The 23,836-nt window shown below is 39.5% G+C and carries 24 protein-coding genes and 1 pseudogene; 19 read left to right on the top strand and 6 right to left on the bottom strand.

What is annotated here, in order from left to right; genetic code table 11:
• Nucleotides 1-5 precede the first annotated feature (5 nt).
• From G9F50_RS17260 to G9F50_RS17235, 6 genes are all read left to right on the top strand, one after another.
• Nucleotides 6-2,369, top strand: a complete 2,364-nt coding sequence (locus G9F50_RS17260; RefSeq protein ID WP_165406598.1) for a CD3337/EF1877 family mobilome membrane protein — start codon at nt 6-8, stop codon at nt 2,367-2,369.
• Entirely contained in the window at nt 2,366-3,376 is a 1,011-nt protein-coding gene (locus G9F50_RS17255) for a bifunctional lytic transglycosylase/C40 family peptidase (protein WP_165406597.1), read from the top strand. The genes G9F50_RS17260 and G9F50_RS17255 overlap by 4 nt, the downstream gene beginning before the upstream one ends.
• A gap of 11 nt (nt 3,377-3,387) precedes the next feature.
• Entirely contained in the window at nt 3,388-3,894 is a 507-nt protein-coding gene (locus G9F50_RS17250) for a hypothetical protein (RefSeq protein ID WP_125778503.1), read from the top strand.
• Between the two features lie 62 nt (nt 3,895-3,956).
• Nucleotides 3,957-4,343, top strand: coding sequence for a cystatin-like fold lipoprotein (locus G9F50_RS17245; RefSeq protein WP_099320018.1), 387 nt, complete (start codon nt 3,957-3,959; stop codon nt 4,341-4,343).
• 246 nt (nt 4,344-4,589) lie between these two features.
• On the top strand, nt 4,590-5,417 hold the full coding sequence (locus G9F50_RS17240; protein WP_165406596.1) for a hypothetical protein: 828 nt from the start codon (nt 4,590-4,592) through the stop codon (nt 5,415-5,417).
• A 432-nt stretch (nt 5,418-5,849) separates the two neighbouring features.
• Nucleotides 5,850-7,043, top strand: coding sequence for a Rap family tetratricopeptide repeat protein (locus G9F50_RS17235; protein WP_099320016.1), 1,194 nt, complete (start codon nt 5,850-5,852; stop codon nt 7,041-7,043).
• Between the two features lie 106 nt (nt 7,044-7,149).
• Here the strand turns inward: G9F50_RS17235 and G9F50_RS17230 are convergent, their stop codons facing one another.
• Nucleotides 7,150-8,652 carry a recombinase family protein gene (locus G9F50_RS17230; RefSeq protein ID WP_165406604.1) on the bottom strand — a complete coding sequence of 501 codons (1,503 nt, stop codon included), beginning with the start codon at nt 8,650-8,652 and terminating at the stop codon, nt 7,150-7,152.
• Between the two features lie 227 nt (nt 8,653-8,879).
• On the opposite strand from G9F50_RS17230, the gene G9F50_RS17225 reads away from it, so the two are divergent.
• The 3 genes from G9F50_RS17225 to G9F50_RS17215 all read left to right on the top strand — a co-directional run bounded on the left by G9F50_RS17225 (nt 8,880) and on the right by G9F50_RS17215 (nt 10,901).
• Nucleotides 8,880-9,551, top strand: a complete 672-nt coding sequence (locus G9F50_RS17225) for a CotZ-related putative spore coat protein (protein ID WP_165406595.1) — start codon at nt 8,880-8,882, stop codon at nt 9,549-9,551.
• A gap of 77 nt (nt 9,552-9,628) precedes the next feature.
• Nucleotides 9,629-9,979, top strand: coding sequence for a DUF3992 domain-containing protein (locus G9F50_RS17220; protein ID WP_113766408.1), 351 nt, complete (start codon nt 9,629-9,631; stop codon nt 9,977-9,979).
• Between the two features lie 46 nt (nt 9,980-10,025).
• Complete coding sequence (locus G9F50_RS17215) at nt 10,026-10,901, top strand: BclA C-terminal domain-containing protein (RefSeq protein ID WP_165417779.1); 876 nt, start codon at nt 10,026-10,028, stop codon at nt 10,899-10,901.
• 133 nt (nt 10,902-11,034) lie between these two features.
• Here G9F50_RS17215 and G9F50_RS17210 read toward each other — a convergent pair.
• Together G9F50_RS17210 and G9F50_RS17205 are read right to left on the bottom strand one after the other, a co-directional pair.
• Nucleotides 11,035-11,214, bottom strand: a pseudogene (locus G9F50_RS17210) (DUF255 domain-containing protein); the annotation flags it as partial.
• A 149-nt stretch (nt 11,215-11,363) separates the two neighbouring features.
• Nucleotides 11,364-12,275 carry a DMT family transporter gene (locus tag G9F50_RS17205; RefSeq protein ID WP_025285584.1) on the bottom strand — a complete coding sequence of 304 codons (912 nt, stop codon included), beginning with the start codon at nt 12,273-12,275 and terminating at the stop codon, nt 11,364-11,366.
• A gap of 128 nt (nt 12,276-12,403) precedes the next feature.
• On the opposite strand from G9F50_RS17205, the gene G9F50_RS17200 reads away from it, so the two are divergent.
• Nucleotides 12,404-13,852 carry an aminotransferase-like domain-containing protein gene (locus tag G9F50_RS17200; protein WP_060562275.1) on the top strand — a complete coding sequence of 483 codons (1,449 nt, stop codon included), beginning with the start codon at nt 12,404-12,406 and terminating at the stop codon, nt 13,850-13,852.
• Between the two features lie 313 nt (nt 13,853-14,165).
• Here G9F50_RS17200 and G9F50_RS17195 read toward each other — a convergent pair whose 3' ends face one another.
• Nucleotides 14,166-14,951, bottom strand: coding sequence for a 3-hydroxybutyrate dehydrogenase (locus tag G9F50_RS17195; protein ID WP_060562567.1), 786 nt, complete (start codon nt 14,949-14,951; stop codon nt 14,166-14,168).
• 118 nt (nt 14,952-15,069) lie between these two features.
• Between G9F50_RS17195 and G9F50_RS17190 the strand changes: the two genes are divergently transcribed.
• Both G9F50_RS17190 and G9F50_RS17185 read left to right on the top strand, forming a co-directional pair.
• Complete coding sequence (locus tag G9F50_RS17190) at nt 15,070-15,978, top strand: LysR family transcriptional regulator (RefSeq protein ID WP_007409883.1); 909 nt, start codon at nt 15,070-15,072, stop codon at nt 15,976-15,978.
• Nucleotides 15,979-16,082: 104 nt separating this feature from the next.
• Complete coding sequence (locus G9F50_RS17185) at nt 16,083-16,484, top strand: carboxymuconolactone decarboxylase family protein (RefSeq protein WP_007409882.1); 402 nt, start codon at nt 16,083-16,085, stop codon at nt 16,482-16,484.
• 181 nt (nt 16,485-16,665) lie between these two features.
• Here the strand turns inward: G9F50_RS17185 and G9F50_RS17180 are convergent, their stop codons facing one another.
• Both G9F50_RS17180 and G9F50_RS17175 read right to left on the bottom strand, forming a co-directional pair.
• On the bottom strand, nt 16,666-17,532 hold the full coding sequence (locus tag G9F50_RS17180; RefSeq protein ID WP_012118923.1) for a DUF1259 domain-containing protein: 867 nt from the start codon (nt 17,530-17,532) through the stop codon (nt 16,666-16,668).
• Between the two features lie 350 nt (nt 17,533-17,882).
• A complete protein-coding gene (locus G9F50_RS17175) occupies nt 17,883-18,314 on the bottom strand; it encodes a GNAT family N-acetyltransferase (protein WP_060562276.1) in 432 nt (143 codons plus the stop codon).
• A gap of 119 nt (nt 18,315-18,433) precedes the next feature.
• Between G9F50_RS17175 and G9F50_RS17170 the strand changes: the two genes are divergently transcribed.
• The 7 genes from G9F50_RS17170 to G9F50_RS17140 all read left to right on the top strand — a co-directional run bounded on the left by G9F50_RS17170 (nt 18,434) and on the right by G9F50_RS17140 (nt 23,821).
• On the top strand, nt 18,434-18,886 hold the full coding sequence (locus G9F50_RS17170; RefSeq protein WP_007409879.1) for a MarR family winged helix-turn-helix transcriptional regulator: 453 nt from the start codon (nt 18,434-18,436) through the stop codon (nt 18,884-18,886).
• A 183-nt stretch (nt 18,887-19,069) separates the two neighbouring features.
• Nucleotides 19,070-19,948, top strand: coding sequence for a YitT family protein (locus G9F50_RS17165; protein WP_060562277.1), 879 nt, complete (start codon nt 19,070-19,072; stop codon nt 19,946-19,948).
• Nucleotides 19,949-20,058: 110 nt separating this feature from the next.
• Nucleotides 20,059-20,520 (top strand): MarR family winged helix-turn-helix transcriptional regulator, encoded by a 462-nt coding sequence (locus tag G9F50_RS17160; RefSeq protein ID WP_169510223.1) that lies wholly within the window; start codon nt 20,059-20,061, stop codon nt 20,518-20,520.
• Nucleotides 20,521-20,533: 13 nt separating this feature from the next.
• The gene (locus G9F50_RS17155; RefSeq protein ID WP_004393039.1) at nt 20,534-21,172 is read left to right on the top strand and encodes a nitroreductase family protein; all 639 of its coding nucleotides are present in this window, start codon (nt 20,534-20,536) and stop codon (nt 21,170-21,172) included.
• 30 nt (nt 21,173-21,202) lie between these two features.
• Entirely contained in the window at nt 21,203-21,571 is a 369-nt protein-coding gene (locus tag G9F50_RS17150) for a DUF1304 domain-containing protein (protein WP_039063879.1), read from the top strand.
• Between the two features lie 156 nt (nt 21,572-21,727).
• Nucleotides 21,728-22,618, top strand: a complete 891-nt coding sequence (locus G9F50_RS17145; RefSeq protein WP_099567246.1) for a LysR family transcriptional regulator — start codon at nt 21,728-21,730, stop codon at nt 22,616-22,618.
• The gene (locus G9F50_RS17140; protein ID WP_063093713.1) at nt 22,619-23,821 is read left to right on the top strand and encodes an MFS transporter; all 1,203 of its coding nucleotides are present in this window, start codon (nt 22,619-22,621) and stop codon (nt 23,819-23,821) included.
• The last annotated feature ends 15 nt before the right edge of the window (nt 23,822-23,836 follow it).

Genomic DNA, 23,836 nt, shown 5'->3' with positions numbered 1-23,836 from the left:
GCGACATGAAAAAGAAAAAAATTCTTATAGTGTCAGCTGTCATTTTGCTGTTTCTCACCATCTTCACAGCAGTGTCTACCATTGCGGCGGATGGAGATACAACCACACAGCCCAAAATCGAAAAGTCAGGAGGCGTTGAACTAGAGTCGAAACGATTTCCAATTTCTCGCTATCAAGCGAATAATGAAGCATCTGATGAAATGCTCAAAGGTCCATTTGTAGGGATGACAAATGTGACGTTTTCTTTTGCAGGGAATATCGTTCGTGTGGTCGATGCTGGTATGGATATCATGTATAACCTTAAGCCGATAGATAAATTTGCAGACAGCATCACGAATGTATCAAAAACGGTATATAAGTCGCTGAAAAAGAATTTTGGGGAAGCACTTTTTATCTTTGTGGGCGGTTATATTGTGTACCTTTTCTTTGTAAGAGGAAGCGCAAAGGATGCTATGAGACGTAGCATTCTTTTTATCGTTGTAATGGTCATTGGGGGCTTATGGGTAGCAAACTCCGGTTATTACATGAAGGGATTGAATGCTCTTTCTGTTGAGTTGCAAGGGAAGCTGTTGAAAGCAGGAAACGGGCTGATTGGAATAGTAGAAAATGAGGGTGTTTATGCTGACGCATCAAAAATAGAAAAAGGTAAGGAAATGGAAGGTACGGTTGCTGTAATGCGTAATGTGTATTTTGACATTGCCTTAAAAAAACCGTACCTGATTGTAAACTATGATCAAACAAGTGCGGCTAAAATTAATGAGAAAGGAGACAGCAAAGAAGAATTAAGTCGTGTTGATAAGTTGTTGTCTTATAAATTGTCTGATGAAGGACAAAAAGAAAAGAAAAAATATATAAAGGATACTGAAATAGATAAGTATAGTAATGACACAATGACTTCGGGGAATGTGTTTAATCAGTTGGGGGAATCGTTTATAGCTGTTGTTTCGGCAATAGCAATTGGAATCCCTTTTCTTGCTTTAGCGTTTCTTAGTTTCTTATTACAGATTATCGCTTTAGCGATTGTATTTTTTATTCCGTTCGCTTTTATTATTGCTTATGTCCCGCAACTGGCTATGTCAGGTTTTGTTGCTTTAGGACGTTTGCTAAGCATTTATCTTCTAAAAGCAATGTTGAGCATTTTAATACTGTTTGTATATGTCCTCTGTTTTATGGTTGATACACTTATCCCTCCTAGCGGTTTTGGGATGTATCTGTTAAATACGGTTGTATTGGCGGCTGTAATGTGGATTGCAATTAAGAAGAGAGATTCGATTGTTCAATTTGTGACCGCTGGAAAAGTTGTATCTGTTGATAATAACATGGTAGACAACATGAGAAAGGAATATGTACAGCCTTCTTGGGAAGCCGCAAAAAAAGGTGCAGGCAGACTATCTGGGGCAATTGGACAAATTGGAAAGGTATTTGGCAACAGAAAAGGAAAAGGCGGATTCGAAGATCAAGAATCGCCATCTTCTGAGGGAGCGAGTGCAAGCGGAAGCAGTCCGGGGATGGTGACTGGATTCAACAAGGGAGCTATTTCGAGGACGCCGCAACAAAATGAAAAAGCATCTGTAGCTCCGCCTTCTGATCAAGAGAGAAAGGCACTTGAAAGAAAGCCGCAAAACATGAGGAAAGAACAGCCTAGATTAACGCCGAGTGAATTACAGAAAAAACAACAGCTTAACTCTTCTGTAAGAGACTGGCGGCGAGAAGGTGTTACAGCCCCTATGATGGATGATGTTTTGAAAGAAGAACAGGAAGGCGCTTATAAACGTGCACCAATGCTTCAAGAAAAGATGGACGAAAAAGACCGGTCTGACCAAAGGCAATTTGTTGAGAATTACGATGCTGCTTCTCATGAGACGAACGGAAATCTTCATCAGCAGGAAGAAGATAAAATAAAAAGAGCACCTTTACATCAAGAAACGATGACGGAAGAAGAACGAACAGACCAACAACAATTTAGAGAGCACCGGGCAAAGGGTTATGAGCATCAGGTAGCAGCAGTGCAACGGGAGAACATTCCTCCGGCTTATCAAGAGGCTCAGAAAGAAACACAACATACTCCGTATTCAACTGTTAAGCAGGAAAATAAACAGCCGAATCAACCAATTATAAGACCATCTGAGACACCTTCAAAAGTTCGAACAGATGGTTTTTCTGTGGAGAAAAAACAATCTGTTTCTTCTAGCAGTGAAAGCCGATTCGTAAATCGTGAAGTTCCTAATAAAGTCACCGGAAAGCCTATGGTACTGAAGCGTAACAGTCCAAAAATCGTGAATAAAGTGGAAACTCTTCCCCTGCAAGATATTGTCGGTCGCTCATCAGCAAAAGGCATAGATAGATTAAGAGAGGAAGAAAGGACATGACAGTTTTAAGTAAGCCGAAGCCGAAAACATACCTTTGGATATTCATATGTTCAACCCCTGTCATCCTCTTCTTTCTTTTGGCGGTGGCTGTCGTCATGTTGATTTCGGGAGAGCATGACATTGGAAACGATGAAATCGGGGGCGGAGATGGGGAATTTGAAACGATCGGCATTGCCCCGGAGGTTGAACGTTTCCGATTTGCGTTTGAAAGATACGCTCGTCAAGAGGGCGTATATGATCAAGTAAATGTGATTATGGCGCTCACCATGCAAGAAAGTGGTGGGCGTTCTTTAGATATTATGCAAAGTTCTGAAAGTATAGGATTGCCGCCAAATACCATTACAGACCCGGAGTATTCTATTGAAGTCGGTATCAAACATTTTAAAAAAGTGTTTAAGGAAGCTGGAGGGGACGTCCGGCTGGCTTTACAATCGTATAACTTTGGCTCTGGTTTTATCGGATATGTAAAGAAGCACGGTGGCAAATACACGAAAAAACTAGCATTAGACTTTAGCCGACTTCAAGCCATTAAGATGGGTTGGAAAAGCTACGGTGATCCGAACTATGTTGATCATGTGATGCGCTATCTCAAAGGCTCTAGTAAGGATGTGAAGCCTGTTGACGGCGCAATAGATGGCTATGAAAACATTATGAAAGAAGCTCTGAAATATGAAGGACAGCCGTATGTGTGGGGCGGCTCAAACCCGAAAAGTGGATTCGACTGTTCAGGACTTGTTCAATGGTCTTATGCGAAGGCTGGCATTACTCTTCCGAGAACAGCGCAGGAACAGCATGGAGCAACGAAAAAGATCAGTGAAAAACAGGCCGTGCCGGGTGACCTTGTGTTCTTTGGCGGCACATATGAAGGAAAGGCAATTACTCATGTCGGCATTTATGTTGGTGAAGGTCGGATGTTTAATTCAAATGACAGCGGTATTCAGTATTCTGATCTAAAATCCGGCTACTGGCGCAGTCATCTAGTTTCATTTGGGAGAATAAAATTTTAAGGAGTGGAAGCATGAAAACACATATTTCATGGATTTGTGTTTGTTTCTTTGTAGGTTTGGTGACAGCGTATTGGTTTCATGGGGCACAGCATTCTAAGATCGACCAACTCAATAAGAAAAATGATGTGTTAATAGAGAAAAACAAAGAATTGAGTCAGATTCAGTATGAGGGCAGCGCAAAAAAGAACAAGGAATTTTTTGAAGCGTTTTTGAATTACAGTGATATTGATAAGCGATACGATGCGGTAAAAAAATACACCACGGAAAAAGGCTTTGATTATGCCTTCCCTTCCCGATCTGACAAAAAGCATTCTATCAGTGTACAAAGCAAGTTACGCTCACTGGAAAGCTATTCAAAGCCGATTGATGATTCGACTGAATTGTTTTTGAACATTGTAGAGGTATCAACTACTGCAAATTCAGTAACCAGTCAGCAAGTGCTGATTGTCCAAACGAAAATGAAGAAGGAAAAAAACAAGTGGCTGGTTGATGATGTACAGGTGAAAGGAAATGGATAAAAAGTGGAAAAACACTCATATTTTGAGTATAATGAATATTGAAAAAGGAGGGTGTGCGTATTTTGAAGAACCTTTTTATTTTCCTTAATATATTCGCCGTACTTCTACTGAGTGCGTGCGGCGGTAGTAAATATGATAATGCAATTAATAAAGTGATTAAGCAGGAGAAGAAAGCCAGACAAGAAATGAGAGCTGATTCAGATGAGTATAAGAGAGATAACGCCGTAATTCGAGTATATGATAATGGAAAGTATATTCAGCTTGCATTTTATCAGCCGAAAGATAAATCACGAAAGCTTACTACTTATTCGTATTATGAAAAGCTTGGAGATTCTTATGAAGCAATGTCAGACATGCCCGGGACTGAGGGACGAGACCGTTTAGGATTGTATAAGAAAACACCGGATTATGAAGAAGTTAAAGGTAAGGAAACAAAAACTAAGGAGTAGACTATATATCTGCTCTTTTTTTTGTGCCTTGAAAACGTCACATCAAAGTGGTAAAATTCACATAGAAATCATTTCAATTAATGTAATGATTTTCAATTAGTGGTATGGAAGGAGGAGGGGGAGAAGCTTTCTTTGGTGACGGAAGTTCTATTTTTTTTGTTTTGAAATAATGGTTTTATGCTTTACATGCCATTCATCGAGTCAACTAACATAGAGGCATGCTACTTTATTAAAGGAGCTGTTACTATGAAAAGATTCAGAAAGACAATTTTAACTTTATTGAGTGTGTTGCTAATAACCTCCTCTTTTCTGTTTGTCTCAAATCCCGTTAAGGCTGCTGAAAATAATGAAATAAAGTCGATTAGTGAATATCAAGAAAAACTTTTAGCTTTTGTTAAGTTGAAAAAACCACAAACAGAAGATCAGTTAAATGCAACAATTGATGAGTTTAATAATCTAAATAAATTCAGTCAACAAGCTTTAAATGACTACTATATAGACTCTAATAGTAAGACCATCCTTCCTAATGTTGAAAATCCAAAAAGTGATCTTGATATTGAAGAATACATTGATTCAAATATTGATCAGGGAAAATTCTCGGAATATAATATCAATAATGATCTAACAATTACTCTCACTGACACCCCCGTATACTTTATTGAATCCACAACAGAAGAAGACACTCCGGAAGATCCAATTGACTTTGAAACTGCCGCGGCTAAATATAAAAATACAAAAACATACAAACACAGTTATACAGCAAAAAACTTTCTTAATATGAAATTGTTTACCGTCAATGCTAAAGGGTACTTCCAGTATAATGGATCAGACGTTAAACCAAAGCTAAATGATGCTTGGTATACCAGAGGTGTCTTATCTATTTGGCAAGTATCTAATTGGAAAGCAGGCACATACAAAAAAGGTTCTAATTACGCTGAGGTTTATGGAAGGGGAAATTTTCATTTTGGACTTGAAATCGCTGGCTATGGCTTGGTTGTTCAAGATCAATATATAAAAGTTTATTTAACGGGGAATAAAAAGGGTAGTGTTTGGAAGCACCATAGCGTAAAATAAAATGAAAGGTGGTGACATAAATTTGAAAAAATTTTTTCTGTCCAAAACCTATATCTTTTCATCACTGATAATTCTTCTTTTGTTTAGCTTACAATTAAACAAAGATGGGATACAAGCGGTAACGATTCTGAATCTTATCTTAGTAAGCCTAGTGTCCTCTTCCTTAGTTACCTTGATAACAAGACTGTTTAGAAATACTAAAACCGCATAACTCTTTGAATATGAGTGGACTTTATGTCTGCTCTTTTTTTGTGCTTAAAATCTGTCAAGAAACAAAAGACTTACAATAACCGCAATAAAGACGAAAAGAATAATTTCTTCAATAGACAATTCGTACCTTTTTACATTTTAACTTTGTCAAGAAATGTTCAATCTGACATAATACAATTAATGTAAATTTTCAAAAATATTTACGGGAGTGGGGGAATTTGCTTGCAACAAGTTTTCTTGAACAAAGGTAAAATTCCATATGAAATTGTTACGAAGAAACTAAATGACTGGTATACAGCGATAAAGAATAATCTTGATATGGAGGCTATTAGGTTAAAAAACGAAGTTGAGGAATTAATGGGGCGGATGGAGAAGAATCCAGATGTGATATTATACCACCAGCTATTAGACTTCCGACACGAAATGATGATTAGCTACCTTCAATCTAAAAACGAACAAGAGTTAAAAAATGCTTATGAAGCACTCCAAGAACATCAAGGGCAGATTAAAGGGATGTTGGATTATTACTTCTTTTTCTTTATGGGAATGTACGATTTCAAAAGAAAGGAATTGGTTTCTGCTATAAGCTCTTATAGAAGAGCTGAACAGTCACTAAATTATGTTGATGATGAGATCGAACATGCGGAGTTCTATTATAAAATGGCTGAGATTTATTACTATATGAAACAAACATATTTTTCATTGAATTATGTTAAGAGAGCCATGCGTATTTATGGAAAGTATAAAAATTATGAAGATCGAATATTAAGGTGTAAATATATAACTGCCGGAAACTTGATTGATTCTTTAGATTATAATGGGGCGTTAGAAATATTCAAAGAGACATTAGAAATATCGAGGAAGATAAACAGACAGCTTCACGTATATACTTCCCTGTTGAATATGGGGATTGTATATAATCAGATAGGAGATTTTCAGAGAGCTTATGAGTGTTTAATTGATGCCTACAATTATTTTGAAAAAGAAAATCATGCATGTATTGAGAAGACCCTTTTTAATTTGGCTCATGTTCAAGCGAGAAGGGGCGATTTAAAGTCCGCTGGGTATTTTTATGAAAAGGGATATTCGGTTGCTAAAGAGAGGGATAATTCAGAATATAAAGCGAAATTTGATCTGTTGAAAGCAATTTATCTGACTGATGGGTGTTATAATCTAATTGATAATTCATTTTGTTTCTTTAGTACACATAAGATGTATGGTGACATTGAGGAATTTGGGTTTGAAGTTGCGGAAGTATTCAGAAAAAAGGGAGATGCGGAAAGGTCATCGAAGTACTACAGGCAAGTGATTTTAGCCAAAAATGAAATCCAAAAAGGAGAGATGATTAGTGAAACGCAAGTTGATAGCCTTGTCACTAGTGGTAGTGTTGGGATTGAGTATAGCGGGAGTAAATAAAGTTGGAGAAATTTCAAATGCTAAAGTGTACCAAGTAGCCGATAGAGTTGAGACATAATCAAATGAAAGTGAGCTTTCCCTTAGGGAGCTGCTCACTTTTTTCAGGTTACACTCTCCACTCAAATTTTAATTGTGGGGGCAATTCACTATCTCTTGGGGCATACCAGATAATTTTATTTATGAATGACATAAGTTCATGATTTAAGTCTGCTCCATCTATTGTATGCCAATTTTCCAGAAAGAAATCTAATTTGTTAGCAAAGGACTTTTTTGACTTTAATGCGTCTTCTTTCGTTTCCTCTAACAATTCAGTCAATTCTTTTTCCAAGTTGTTTAATTCCACCTGACGTATTTTTCGTCTTTCCTTAAAGGATGAGATATTGATGAGTTCCTCTTCTAATTGAATTTGTAAGATATTGAGAGCCTTTTTAGATTTGTTGATTTGTTCTTGTAATTTGTTTATTTTAATTGACTTAATATCATTAGCTTCTGTGTCTTCTTCGAATTTTATTAATTCTGATGAGATTTCTTGATACTTTTCATTTATAGCTTCAATTACGAGGCTTATCATAGTATCATGTTTGATTCCTCTATTATTACATTTGCTTTTCCCTAAAGGGTCTGTTTTATTGCATGGCTGAATGGCAAGTGCGTCATTTCTGTCTCTTCTTCGAGAAACGGTTTGTGTTCTGCCGCATAAACCGCATTTGATTAAGTTAGATAGAGGATGTTTTTTTTGTTTACCTCTAGGAGAGAGAAGTTTTCTTTGATCTAAAGCCTCATTAGCCATATTCCAAGTCTCTTCATCAATAATTGGGGGAGCTGCATTTTCAGCGATTATCCACTGATCTTTTGGGCGCAATTTTCCTTCATATAAATTTCGCCCCTTCACACGATTTGATATTATCACGCTTTTATATATCTCGGCACGTATCATCCTGGTTATTGCATTTCCTGAGAAGTAGCGGCCTCTATTTGTTTTATAGCCTAGTCTGTTCAATTCTTTAGCGACTTTATCAACGCCTAAACCATCTATGACAAGTTGAAAAGCAAGTTTTACAGCATCGGCTTTTTGTTGGTCAATTTCGAGAGAACGATCAAAACGGTTGTAAACTAGTCCATAATTTGGAACACCATTCGACCATCTTCCCATTTTTGCACTATCTTTTTTTCCTTTTCTTAGCTGTGCTTTGATATTTTCGTATTCCCAGTTGTTAACGAAACCAGTAAACTTCAAGGCCTGCCAATCTTCTTGGACTTCTAAGTCGTATATTCGTTCGCTGTCCGTTATGAAGAGGATATCTTCTTGTCTGAGAAGGCTCATAAATTTTGGTGTCTCAGCATCGTCCCTTGTAACACGAGCTAGGTTGACAGAAAGGACTGCATCAAAAATACCTTCTGAAAGTTTTGATAATAACTTCTGGTATTCGGGCCGATTTTCATTCATAGAGTTTCCAACCTCTTGAAATAGTTCGTAATCCCATTTGTTTTTATTTGATATGTCAATTAGACGTTTTCTGTGTTTCATCAATGTTTCTTCAGTTTCTTCGCCTTCCTTATTACGAGATTTCCTGAGGTAGATTGCCACACGTTGAATTCTGTTTTGCATTTCCACCGTTTAATCACTCCATATACAGAAAAAGGTATAAGTAATTTATTGATAATATAACATAATTTGAGTGGTTAGTTTAGTGTGCGTGACACTACAACTCGTAAAAAATGAGGGGGAAATGTTTCGATAAACCTCAATCACAAATGCACAATTAGTTTCGTGACACATAATATAAATTATAAAAAGCTACTTTAACCTTAGGTAATGAATTGGGTTGGTTCAGATTGACGAACTTTATTATTAAAAAGCTAAAAGAAATCCATGATATTAATAAAAAGTCGGGGAATGTTCAAAAATATTCGTGTATATATCCTTTTTTTCTAATTACTCAAGAGGGTGAACATTTTTTTGCTTCTGGCTTATCAAATGGTCATTCTTTTAAAACATGTTTTTTTACAGTTGTTTCGGTGAATGAACTGCGAAATTGTGTTGTCTTGGAATTACTAGTTCCTTGTTGCTTGAATTCAAAATGTGCTAATAGAGCTTTGTATCGTTCAAGTTCTCGTATTTTAATTGATATTTCGTGTTTTTGTGGAATGGGTCTACTTAAAATTCCTGTTTATGATTACTTGGTTTTAAAAACTAATATAAAAGATAAATTTAGAATTTGTTTTACGACAACTAAAAAAAAATCAAGCATTTTATGGAACAATAAATCTAATTTTGCTAATACTGCCACAGTTACTCTCCATCATAAAGATAATAAGAATTCTACTATTAAAATTAATCTCCAGACTAAAGAGAACTTATACTCATTAAATGTGAAAAAGGGAGAAAGCTGTGCTATTACGGTTAAAGATCTTGAATGTCTTAGTATCGATTCATCGAAAAAAATATTACATGGTCTAATAGAGGTTCATTTGAATCACATTAAAAAAACTAATAGATGTTTTTAAGTTAGGGTGATTATCCAATCGAATTTGTTACTTAAAACATATCTTTATAAATATAAAATGAAATGGAGAGGATAATGATGGCTATACTGGGTGGTTGTAGTAATGAACAAACAGGTTTTGTAAACGATGCTGTATGTTTCACGATTGATTTAGGGGATACAGGAGCTGTAGCTACACCAATTTGGGAAGATGGTACCTCTTATGTTATAAATGGGACAATAATGGTGGAAAATAACGGGGTCGTAGGGGTAGGCCCTACAGCATCGCTTTCAGTTAACGGGACTGCGGTAGCTGGATTTACAGTAGCACCAGGAGAAAGTAGATCAATCACTTTAAATGATATCAACTCAATAGGAATTATAGGAGCTGGAGGTACAGGTACTTCAAATGTAACTGTTTCTTTCTCACTTAATTATCAATATTATTGAGATTAAATCTTTAAAATTATAAACTTTGCTGAAAGTAGTGACAGAAATGTGCGCTCAACTTAACGCATGTGGAGGCAGAGGGGGAGCCACCGGTGCTACCGGAGCAACAGGAGCAACAGGAGCAACAGGAGCAACAGGAGTAACCGGAGCAACAGGAGTAACCGGAGCAACAGGAGTAACAGGGGCTACAGGAATAACAGGAGCCACCGGAGCAACAGGAGTAACCGGAGCAACAGGAATAACAGGAGCCACCGGAGTAACAGGGGGAACAGGAGCCACCGGAGCAACAGGGGGAACAGGAGCCACCGGAGCAACAGGAATAACCGGAGCCACCGGAGCAACAGGAGTAACCGGAGCAACAGGAGCAACAGGAGCCACCGGAGCAACAGGGGGAACAGGAGCCGCCGGAGCAACAGGAATAACCGGAGCCACCGGAGCAACAGGAGTAACCGGAGCCACCGGAGTAACAGGGAGAACAGGAGCAACAGGAGCAACAGGAGCCACCGGCGAAAGTATAACTGGAAATTCTATGTATGCATCTAATACAGTTGGTAGTACAATTGTAGTTGTGCTGGGTGGTTCAACGGTTCCTTTACCGAACAATCAAAGTTTGGATGGATTTACGGTAAATGGAGGTAACAATATGTTTACTGTACCAGTGGCTGGACGTTATTATCTCTCATATCAAATCAATACTACTCTTTCATTGCTAGCTGGTTCTAGATTAATGCGTAATGGTGACCCAATTCCGGGATCAATCGTTTCTCCGGCGATATCGACTTCGAGTTACAATGATGATGTGTTTGCGACTTTGGATGCAGGGGATAGAATATCTCTTCAATTATTTGGAGTAGCGGCTACAGTTATACTTTTAGGCGGGGGATCAACAGGAGCGGCCTTATCTATTATTCGTTTAAACTAAAAAAACAATACAAAGGAATTCACCTGAGTTCCTTTTTTTTTATTTATTTGTCCTTAGTTACATCACTTTTAAGTTCAGATTACATATGCAAGTTGTTTGGTTATTCTTTGGTTATTCTTTGGTTATTCTAACGGACGTGGCACCAGTGACACGTCGAATAGCCGATGCTGACAAGAACCGGCTTGTTTTCGCGTTTTGCTTTTTCGAAGGCTTCTTTTCCCCAAGGATGCCAGTTTACGGGGTTGTGGGCGTGTTGGAGCAGATAGGGGGACTTCTCCGTGATTAAACTGTTGGGTTTACTATTGTTTGGCATGGGCTCACCTTCTTTCTATTAATATTTGTATGTTTAACATACCACAATCCTCTAAAAAAATTCATACACTCAACTTTGTGAACCACACCCAAGTCATTAAAAAGGAGAACTGCTTATGACTCTATTTTCAGGATTAAACTTCATCCACCTTATTGCTTTTTAGATAAGAAATAAGGATTTAAAATCTTTATCGTTTTATTTACTGTTAGATAGGTGAAACACACTCCGGCGACTGTAACCATCCCGCCTGTCAGTGCAATAAACGCAGGCACCTCACCTAACCACACCCAAGAAATGGCCAAGGCTACGGCTGGTGTTAAATAAAGTGAAATGGTTGCTTCTGAAGCACCGACGAGTGAAGTTACATACGCAAGTGCAAAGTAAGGCACAACCGTTGGTAATAAACCTAAGTAAACGATAGACAATGTTGAGTTCATTGAAGCGTTCAAAAACTCTTCCCCTAAGCCAGGCAAAAACACAAGCATAGGTACTGTCCCGCCCCAAATAGTGAATGTAACGAATGGAATAAATCCATATTTTTTTATATAGCGAGCTTGAAAAACGAAATAAATACTCTCCGAAAAAGCTGCCAGCAGGATTAACAAAATGCCGTTCACTGAATTTGTATAGTTTCCTGCCCCAAATGAAATGATCGACACACCCAATAAACTTATGATAGAGCCAATCCATTTATAAAGCCCAAAATGTTCACCAAAAAACAGACGGGATAACATTGCAGAAAAAATAGGTGTCATGGTCACGAGTAAGCTTGCTACCCCTGCGCTGACTGTTTTTTCTCCGATATTCAGCAAAATGTGATATAGTGCAAAACCTAAAAATCCTAACGATAAAATAGCAGGGATATCCTTCATGTCAGGTAAACGCATATGAGTCAAAACAGCAAAAACCAACAGTGCCATTGACCCAATCAACAAGCGAAACAAAGCGAGGTGTTCCGGCGTGTAACTCTCCAAACCCGCTCGAATTCCCGGGAAAGCTGATGCCCACAACCCAATCATCAGACTGTAAGATATACCGATTCGAACTGTTTTCTTTCTCATCTTTCTCACTCCTCTTTACAAAAACCAACCAGTTATTTAATGTGTTTCTATATTAATAAAGATTTGATGATATGACTTCAACCAGTTAAATAGATTTTGATCCAACCACTTTAAGGAGGATCCTTTTTATGAGCGCTCCAGAAGAAAAAAAGATGAAAAAGCTTCCTAAGTACATACAAATCATTCAATTTATAAAAGAGAAAATAGGAAATGGAGAATGGCCGATTGGAAGTAAGATTCCAAGCCAGCGCACGCTTGCTAAACACTTTGAGGTGAACAGGAGCACAGTCATTACAGCTTTAGAGGAATTAACGGCGGATGGATTAATCGAAGGCAGAATGGGCAAAGGGACAGTTGTTACGAACAATACATGGACACTTTTGGCTAAGAATTCCGCCCCCGATTGGGATCAGTATGTAACCTCCGGAATCCAGCAGCCAAGCCAAAAAATCGTTCAAGAGATCAATAAATCAGAATCAAACTCCGATCTTATACAGCTCAGTAAAGGAGAACTTTCACATGAGATTTTTCCTTTAGCTGCTATGAAAAAGATGATGGGAAAGGTATCTCAAAACATAGAGGCATTCGGATATGAGGAACCAAAAGGATATTTACCTTTGAGACAGGCATTAAGCGGCTATTTAAGAACAATCGGCATTCAAGCGTCTCCTTCTTCCATTCTTATTGTTTCGGGTGCACTGCAAGCCTTGCAGCTGATATCAATGGGGCTTTTACAAAGGGGATCGACCGTTTATCTTGACCAGTCGTCCTATCTTTATTCATTACACGTATTTCAATCAGCCGGTATGAAGCTGACTGGAGTTCCTATGGATAACGATGGGCTTTTGCCGGAACACATCCACATGGCAAGGGGGGAACGGGGGAGGGCTATCTTATATACAAATCCTTGTTTTCATAATCCGACAGGTATTTTAATGTCAAAAAAGAGACGGGAAGAAATCCTTGCGGCAAGTGAGAATGTACAGCTTCCCATTATTGAAGATGACATTTATCGGGAGTTATGGATAGATGAGATTCCTCCAGATCCTATTAAAACAATAGATAAAAATGGGCATGTGCTTTACATAGGCAGTTTATCGAAAACGTTAAGTCCGGGCTTGAGGATTGGATGGATCGTCGGTCCAGAACCAGTGATTGAACGTTTATCCGACATAAAAATGCAAACAGATTACGGCTCCAGTTCGTTATCTCAGAGAGTAGCGGCAGAGTGGTTTACATCCGGTGAATACCAGCAACATCTAGAACAGGTGAGAAGTCAATTAAAGGTGAGAAGGCAATTGGTCATGAGTCTCTTAGAAACCAATTTGAAGAATGTCGCTATATGGAATATGCCAAAGGGAGGATTCTTTGTCTGGGTAAAAATATTGCCTTCACTATCTATGAAATTACTTTATACAAAAGCTTTGACAAAAGGGATACTTCTCAATCTCGGCAGTATCTATGCTCAAGAAAAAGGGAATTATATTCGCTTATCATATGCTTATGCATCTCTTGAAGACCTTCAAAAGGGAATTTATGAATTGGGTTTGATGATTAAGGAATTGGCAAGCAGATAAATATATAATGATTACTTTAATAGAAAGAGACAAGCTATCAATGACAAGAATCGGCTTGTTTTCGCGTTTCGCTTTTTCAAATGCTTCTTCCCCCTCATGAAAACCAGTAAAAAAGCCGCCAACAAAGCGGCTTTTCTTAAGTTAAGATGCAAAATGTAAAAAAAGTTAATCTCTGCTCTCCTTGTTTTATTCAAACTTCAATTGTATGGTTATGTCTTTCCTAGAAGAACATCGGCTTGGTTTTTGAAGAGTAAATCATTTACAGAAATTCTTATATCACAGATGAAGAATAGCGCTTTTTCTAATATTTAGATCATTGGGCCGTATAACCGCCGTCCATTACGACTGCCTGCCCTGTAACGCCTTTCGCTTTGTCACTGGCGAGGAATACTGCGTAATCAGCGATTTCTTGCACGGTTAACAAACGTTTTTGAGGAACCAAGGGGTAAATGACTTCTTCAAACACCTTTTCTTTAGAAATGCCTCTAGTCTCTGCAATATCTTTTAACTGGTTTTGCACCAATGGAGTGTCGATATATCCCGGACACAAGGCGTTGACGGTAATTCCGTATTCCGCTCCTTCCAATGCTGATACTTTAGTTAAACCGATCAAACCGTGTTTGGCGCTGCAATAAGCCGCTTTCCCTGCAAAACCGATTAAACCATTTATGGAAGCCATATTGATGATGCGGCCAAATTTTTGTTTTTTCATCAAAGGGAATACTCTTTTTGTCGCACTAAAAGGAGCAGTAAGCATTAATTTCAGCATAAATTCAAATTTATCAGTCGGGAAGTTTTCTATATCCGACACATGCTGAATCCCTGCATTGTTTACCAGAATATCCAATCGCCCAAAGGCTTCAAGTGTCTTAGAGACACTTTTTTCTACTTGTTCTTCGTTTGTTACATCACAAACCGCAGAGAGGACTTCGTATCCTTGTTCCGTAAGTTCCTCAGCTGCATGTTGCACGGCTTTTTCGTTCAAATCGGAAATTACCACTTTTGCGCCTTCTTTAGCGAATTCACGTGCAATTTCTAAACCAATTCCACTCGCCGCGCCTGTAACAAGAGCAACTTTACTTTCCAATAATTTACTCATAGTAACCCCTCCAGGATTCATTTTGGTCTCCTAAAAGTTTACACCCAGCAGTTGTATAAGTAAAATGAATAAAAAGAATATAATGTATTCGTTAAACTTATGGAATGGAGATCATACGATGGATATACGCCAAATCACTTACTTTCTTGAAGTTGCTAAATCCAACAGTTTTACTAAGGCATCAGAAAATTTGCATTTGTCACAGCCTGCCTTAAGTAAGATGGTGAAAAGTTTGGAAGAGGAATTAAAGGTTGAGCTCATTGATCGATCAGCTAGACAAATCGCTTTGACAGATGCAGGCGAAATTGTATTTGAGCAGGGCCAAATGATTATGAAGTCAATAGATGACTTGTCGACGAACTTATACGATCTTTTACATTTAAAAAAAGGAAAAGTGAAAATTGGAATACCGCCGCTTATCGGTGTCTTATTTTTTCCTAAAATCATTAGAGGATTTAAACAATTGTATCCTGATGTGAACATCAAGCTGATAGAACATGGGGGAAACAAGGTGAAACAGGAGGTTGAAGATGGGGTACTGGATCTTGGCGTGGTTATTGAACCAGTGGACGAAGAGCAGTTTGATATCATTCCATTGCTTAATGAAGAACTGATGCTCTTCGTTCATTCCGCTCATCCGCTTGTTCATAAAGAGATTGTGGAAATGCAAGACTTGAAAAATGAACCTTTCATCCTGTTTAGTGAAGACTTTTCTCTTCACGATCGGATTATTCAAGAGTGTATTAGAGCCGGTTTTCGTCCAAATATCGTTTATGAAAGTTCTCAATGGGATTTTATCAGCGAAATGATTGGAGAAGAACTAGGTATTTCCATTTTCCCTCAATCTATAGTGAAAAAGACTGATCAAAGTTTAGTTAAGGCAATTTCCATTGTCAATCCATCCATTCCTTGGAAAGTGGCGATTATTTTAAAAAAAGGCAAATATGTTTCACACGCAGTACGCGAATTTATCCGGTATATTTCATTTTTTTGTAAGAGTAATTACGCAGATCAAGATAACTCATGAAAAAAATGAATGGTTTTTATAGTTTTTATGTATTTTACGGTTAGAGAGGGCTGCGATATATTATCTTATGTCAGAAAATAAGTACTTTTCAGGAGGAAATTCAAATGGACCAAAGCCGTTACCAACAAGGTTTAGACAAATTAATGGAGTACACTTTAACAAGCGATGATAAAATCTCTACGCATTTAAAGATTTCCGAAGACTTGAAAGATATCGCCCCAGATGTAAGTAAGTACATGATAGAATTTGCTTATGGAGATATATATTCACGACCGGGATTAACCAATCAACAACGTGCGCTTGTTACCATTTCATCCCTTGTAACGCAAGGAACCGAGCCGCAGCTTGAACTTCATATCAATACAGGGCTTACATCCGGATTAACACCGACTGAGATTGTAGAGAGTATCACCCAATTGGTTCCTTATACAGGATTCCCGCGTGTACTTAATGCTCTTTCAGTGGCTAAGAAGGTGTTTGCACAACGACATGTAGAAAACCATTGAGAAATAAAGAGCTTGTATGGAATGCGGGATGAATTAGTATAAACTCATCAATAGAATATACACAAAACGACAGCCTATAAGGCTGTTTTTTAACATTAAAATGTCTGACCTCTTTTTTGTTTTTCGGTTGATCATATGTAAAAGCGATTATATTAATCGCTTTTTGATACTTCGAAACATGCTAAGCTTTGACCTCTTTATCAGTAAGCACTTTTAAAGCATCTCTCACTTTTAAGGCGAAGTTGACAGGTTTATCAATCGCTTCGAAATGAATATACATCAGTCTCGGTTTATCAAACAGCCAGTGATTGTGAAGTGACGTTACAATCAGATCATGTTTCCGAAGAACGCTGATAAATGGATTGATTTCTTTTTGCAGAATGACAGTTTCTCCGCTGCAAAGAGCACGGCCGTCTTTTGTCATTGATTCAAATGAAAACATTTGCGGAATGAGCAAAAATGATCTTCCGGGCCGTCCCAGTACTACTGGTTTTATATTCGTTCGTGATCTCATTACTGTACAAATTCCATTTTCAAACGTATGCATGGTTCCGCCTAGAATATCGTTGAATTCGTCACAAAGACCATGCCGTTCAATCATTTCCCCGTCAGTTTTTGGTACCGCACGCACAGTTTTAGTAGTTAGAACTCTCAGGGCCTCTCTCACTTTTCTTGCAAAATTGAGAGGTTTATCAATTGATTCAAAATGCATAAACATCAGACGCGGTTTATCAAACAGCCAATGGTTATGAACGGCAGTTACGATGATACCGAATTTGCGCAGCTCACTCATTAACGGGTTCACTTCTTCTTGCAGTAAAACAGTTTCACCTAAACATAAAGCTCTGCCTTCCCGATCCATGCTTTCAAATGAAAAGGCCTGAGGAATAAAAGGAAATGCCTCGGCTCTTCTTCCGAGTACCACCGGATGAATGTTGCTTCGAAATCTTGTCGCCGTACATACGCCATTTACGACACTGGGCGTTGAATTGAGAATTCTAGCAAATTCTTTGCAGAGCCGTGATGGCTCCATACTCGTTTCTTCCACTTCATATCTCCTCCTGGAATCTATTTATAACGTACGTAGTATAAAGATATGTGAAGATAGAAAAAATGTAACGCGTCAGCAGTCCATATTAGAGAGAATCAGCCTTCCTTGTATAATTTGAGATTTTCTTCCCTTTTTATAATCTCTTTAACTGTTAATTTTTAATAGATTAAAAGCTTAAATTGGTAGTTTTATTCCAGATTTGATTTTTTTGTGGCGGTCATTTGTGACAAGCACCGGCTGAGCACACATACCTTTTAATTTGAGTTTCAGGCTAAGAAAAAAAGCCTTTATACAAGGCCTTCGGTAAATAATTCATACAGCCGTTTGGCTGCTCATTCAGTGACAGCTCACAGCTCTTTTGTCATCAAGACATGCGGGATGCCGTCTTCCATAAATTCCGGTGAATCTGTCTGATAGCCCAGTTTGTGATAAAAGCCTTCCGCATGTGTTTGTCCATGCAGTTTACATTGGGTGATGCCTTTTTCTTTTACCATGTTTTCTAATTCGCGTATGATGACTTTGCCCAACCCGTATTTACGGTAAGGCTTCAGGATGCAGATTCGTTCGAGCTTGCCTGTATGGTTTACAATGCGGACGCGTCCTGTGCCGGCAGGCTGATTTTCATGATAAACCAAGACATGCCCGCACTGTTCCTGAAGCGTATCGAACTGATCAAATTCATCGGATTCAGGTACTTGCTGTTCCTCAATGAATACTGCTTTTCTAATCTCAAGCGCTGCTTGTAAATCAATTTCCGTTGTTATTCTTTTTATCCTCATAATCAACCAATCCTTTTCACATGTTAGTCTGGACTGCACGGCTTGCTTGTGGTCTTATAGAAGTAACGATAAAATAATTATATTGTAAATGCAACAAAAAATGAAGGGTTTGAAAAGATATGACTGATATTTTGCGGGAAATCGGCATGATCGCACGGGCACTGGATTCCATCAGCAATATTGAATTTAAAGAATTAGACTTAACAAAAGGGCAGTATCTCTATCTTGTGCGTATATGTGAAAACCCGGGAGTGATACAGGAAAAAGTGGCGGAAATGATTAAAGTCGACCGAACAACAGCGGCGAGGGCAATCAAAAAACTGGAAATACAGGGGTTTATTGAAAAGCGTCCTGATGATCAAAATAAAAAAATAAAAAAACTGTTTCCGACTGAAAAAGGGAGAAAGGTTTATCCGTTATTGCAAAGAGAAGGAGAGCATTCTGCGGAGGTAGCTCTGTCCGGCTTTACATCTGAGGAAAAAGAAACCATTTTCAGCCTTCTTCAGCGGGTGAGAAAAAATATAGAACATGATTGGGAATTTGTGAAGAAGGGGAATAAAAGAGATTATTAATGGTTATTAGTTCCTTTTAGTGAATGATTGCGTTGTGAATGATTAAAGTCATAAATGGATACGTTATCTGTGACATCTCCTTCCTCGGTTCCTGCTTCAACATAGCCGATAGGCTTATTTTTAACGAAAAGTATCAATTATGGTATATTTAAATAAGAAAAAATAATTGAAGCGGGGAATGATATGAGTACAATCGAAAAACAAAGACGTAAGAAATTCAGAGTGAAATCAATCGTACGGGCCATCATGGTCATCATCGGCGGAATTATTGCCGCGTATGGACTGGAAACCGTATTGATTCCGAATAGTGTATCTGACGGCGGTGTAACCGGACTCAGCATTGTCGGTTCACAGCTGTTTCATTTGCCTCTTGGGATCTTAATCGCGGTGATCAATATACCGTTTGTCTGGTTAGGATATAAGCAAATCGGGAAAGGTTTTGCGTTTCTATCAATTATCGGTATTGTCTCACTTGCCGCGGGCACGAGTTTTTTCCACCACACACCGGCTATCATTGAGGGAGACACCCTGTTAATCACCGTTGTCGGCGGGATTATTCTCGGCTTGGGAATGGGATTGGCATTGCGCAACGGCGGCGCCTTAGATGGAATTGATATGCTGGCTGTGCTTCTGTCACGGAAATTGCCGTTTGGCACGAGCGACCTCATTTTATTTTTAAACATGTTTGTGTTTATTTTTGTTTCTTTTGTATTCGGGCTGCAAGGCGCATTGCTTTCCGTCATTGCTTATTACATTGCGTCTAAGGTCATTCATGTGGTTGAGGAAGGCTTAAGCGGTTCTAAAACATTTCAGATTATCACCAATGAGCCTGCATTAATGGTAGAGACCATTCGTGAAGAATTGGGCCGGAGCGCTACTTATAAAGAAGCATACGGCGGTTTTTCTCATGAAAAATTCCAAGAAATCACGTGTGTTATCAACCGTTTAGAAGAAACCAAACTGAAAGAAATTATTAATGACATTGATAAACAAGCCTTTGTGACGGTATATGATGTCGCAGAAGTAAAAGGCAGTAATTTCAGAAAAGTCCATAATCATTAAGAAGTGAGCTGCCGTTAATCGGCAGCTTTTTTAAAAAAGGAGAAAAAACTTGCAAAAATAGAATGACGGCTGTATATTATTGATATATCAAACATTGACTAGTCAATTAATTGCGCAAAAGAAAGTGGGGATGGGTTTTGACAGCATGTTGTTCAGAGGAAGGCGAGATTTTATATCAGCTCCAATCACTGCATAAAGTGATCGGCACGAAGTTTGAAGCGTGCACCGGAATCAGCCAATCCCGCCTTGAGCTTCTCGCCGTGCTTTTTTACGTCGATGAGATCAGCCAAAGCGATCTTCAGAAAAAGGTGAATATTGATGGCGCAGCCGTGACCAGACACTTGAAACAGCTTGAAGCCAAAGAAATGGTCACAAGAAGGCGGAAGCCCGAGGACAACCGAATTATACTTGTCCGGCTTACTGAACAGGGGCGGGAGAGAATCGAGGCTTCCAAAAAGGAGAAGGAGCGTTTCATAAAGGAAATGCTTGCCGGTGTCAGCGAGGAAGAACGCAGTATGTTAAAAAACGTATTGTCACAGATGCAGAATAATATAGAAAATATGAAAGCATAGGAGTGTTTTACACATGAAAACAGAACTGAAAACAAACGACTTTATGGACATTATGAAAGGGCGCCGTTCCATTCGGAATTACGATCCGGCCGTAAAAATCAGCAAAGAAGAAATGACTCAAATCCTGGAAGAAGCAACGACGGCGCCGTCTTCAGTCAACGCGCAGCCGTGGCGTTTTCTCGTCATTGACAGCCCTGAAGGAAAAGAAAAACTCGCGCCGCTTGCAAGCTTCAACCAAACACAAGTCAGCACATCATCTGCGGTGATCGCGGTTTTCGCAGATATGAACAGTGATGACTATTTAGAAGAAATTTATTCAAAAGCGGTCGAACTGGGCTACATGCCGCAGGAAGTAAAAGACAGACAAATCGCTGCGTTGACGGCGCATTTTGAAAAACTGCCGGAGCAAGTGAACCGTGAAACGATTCTGATTGACGGAGGACTCGTTTCCATGCAGCTGATGCTTACGGCACGCGCGCACGGCTATGACACAAACCCGATCGGCGGCTACGATAAAGAAAAGATTGCCGAGGTTTTCGGAATGGATAAAGAGCGTTATGTACCGGTCATGCTGTTATCAATCGGAAAAGCGGCAGACGAAGGATATGCTTCCTACCGTCTTCCTATCGAAACAATCGCACAATGGAAATAAGGTTGAAGTGAAGCTGAGGGGAGAGGGACAGTGGAGATTATTGCAGCTGTTTTCGTCGGAATTGTAGCTTTAGAACATATATTTATCATGATACTTGAAATGTTTTTTATCAATTCGAAGGCAGCTAAGCGGTCCTTCAAATTGCCGAAGCATTTAGAAGGTGATCGGAATGTAGCGGTCATGTTTGCAAATCAGGGTCTGTATAATGGATTTCTGGCTGCCGGCCTCATTTGGGGGCTGATCCTCGGAGCTGATCCGATTGGCCATATGATTCAAATGTTTTTCGTCATCTGCGTGGTCATCGCGGCCATTTTCGGAGGCTTTACTTCAAACAAATCAATTATCGTAAAACAAGGACTTCCGGCTGTTTTAGCGCTTATTTTTCTATTATTGGCGTAGCAGACGGAAAGAGGGCTTCCGGAAAGGAAGCCCTCTTTTTTTATTCTGTTTTGAAAATCATTCCTTATATGCATCAGTTTCATGCAAACTAACAATTAGAAGTTATAGATCGGGTAACGTATGATAAGTGAAAATAACAAATCGCGGAGGCAATCAATGGATTGGCATCAGATTAATTATTTTCAGACAGTGGCGCAAGTGCAGCATATTACACAGGCAGCAAAACAGCTGTCCATATCTCAGCCCGCTCTCAGCCGTTCGATTTCAAAGCTTGAAGACGAGCTGGGCGTTCAGCTTTTTGATCGCAAAGGCAGGAATATTTATTTGAATCGGTACGGGAAAATGTTTTTGCATCGTGTGGAACAATCTATCAGACAAATTGAAATCGGTAAGCAGGAAGTGTGGAATGAAATCCATCCCAACAACGGCACAATATTGTTGTCTTTTTTGCCGTCGCTTGGCATGAGTATGGTTCCGGATGTGATCAGCTCGTTTCAACACATGTATCCTCATGTCAATTTTCAGTTGACCCAAGCATCAAATCAGCAGATTATCGAGCAATTAACGTCAAGAGAAGTGGACATCGCATTGACTTCGCTTCGTGATGAAAACGATGAGGTGATCTGCCAGCCGCTTTTAACAGAAGAGTTATATTTAGCCGTTTCTGCTGAACATCCGCTCGCCTCATATGATGAAATTGATTTGAAAATGGCGGAGCATGAACCGTTTATCTCTTTTAAAGATACAAATGTTCTTCACGGCATGATTAAAGAGTTGTGTGAAAAAGCGGGATTTTCACCGGATGTCGTATTTGAGGGAGAAGATATTGTGACAGCTTCCGGGTTAGTCGGCGCTAAACTGGGGGTGTCTCTTATCCCTGACTTGCACGTTTTTGATAAAACAAAGGTCAAACTTCTCAGTGTCACCAATCCGATCTGTGAAAGAGAGATTGGTTTGGCTTGGAGGAAAGACGGCTATTTATCGCCGGCAGCGGAGAATTTTATAGCGTTTATTCAAACCCGGCTTAACAGAAAAGGGGGAAGATAAATGACTTACATTCGCCGCGGCACACTTCAATTCAAAAAGGTAAACTTCGCTTTGTTTGCTGGCGGATTTTGCACGTTTGCCATCCTTTGGGGAACACAGCCGCTGCTGCCTGATATCGCAAACGATTTTCACCTGTCACCGGCGATTTCAAGCTTAAGCCAATCAGCGGCAACGATTGCTTTAGCCATCAGTCTGGTATTCGCCGGTTTTTTATCAGAAATGTACGGGCGGAAGCAGATAATGGGCGTGTCATTATTTGCTGCATCCATCCTAGCCGTTCTCACAGGGTTTGTTTCGGACTTTCAGCTGCTCGTCGTTTGCAGGGCGCTGCAGGGAGTTGCATTAGCGGGGCTTCCCGCCGCGGCAATGGCTTATTTAGCTGAAGAAATCGAGCCGGACAGCTTGGGAATGGCAATGGGGCTTTATATCAGCGGAAATTCGATTGGCGGCATGACGGGACGCATCATCAGCGGCTTTCTGACGGATTCCTTCAGCTGGCATACGGCTTTGCTGACGATCGGCCTCATCAGCTTGCTGGCAAGCATTATCTTCTGGACGATCCTTCCTGCCTCTTCTCATTTTACGCCCCGGACATATAAAAGAAACGACATTTTCACCTCATTTTACCGTCAATACAGGACGCCCGGTTTCGGCTGCCTTTTGATCATCGGTTTTTTATTGGAAGCCGGCTTTGTATCTTTATATAACTATATCGGTTTTCAATTGATGAAGCCGCCTTATTCACTAAGCCAAACGGCAGTCGGATTTATTTTTCTCGTATACCTTGTCGGAACGTTCAGTTCAACGTGGATGGGCATGTTAGCAGACAAATACGGCAAAAGAAAAATCCTGCCATTCTCATTGGTGATTGTCATGATTGGTGTCTGCATTACTTTATCTGCTGATATAGGGATCATGATTTTAGGAGTTGCGATTTTCACATTCGGCTTTTTTGCGGGCCATTCGATCTCCAGCAGCTGGGTTGGCGAACTGGCCGTCCGCGATAAGGCACAGGCCGCGGCCTTATATTTGTTTTCCTATTATGTGGGAGGGAGCATCGGGGGGACTGCAAGCGGCGCTTTCTATCACCAATTCGGCTGGGGCGGCATTGCCGTCATGATCACGGCGCTTTCTGCCGTTTCAGCAGCCGTTTCAGTCTGGCTGGGATTATTGACGAAACGAAAAAAAGATAAACACCAATAGGCGTTTATCTTTTTT

Origin of the sequence: Bacillus sp. EKM206B (genome assembly GCF_011066015.1) — a bacterium.
GTDB lineage: Bacteria > Bacillota > Bacilli > Bacillales > Bacillaceae > Bacillus > Bacillus velezensis.
Note: the sequence above shows the minus strand (reverse complement) of the source record. Positions and strands in the feature narration are given on the sequence as shown.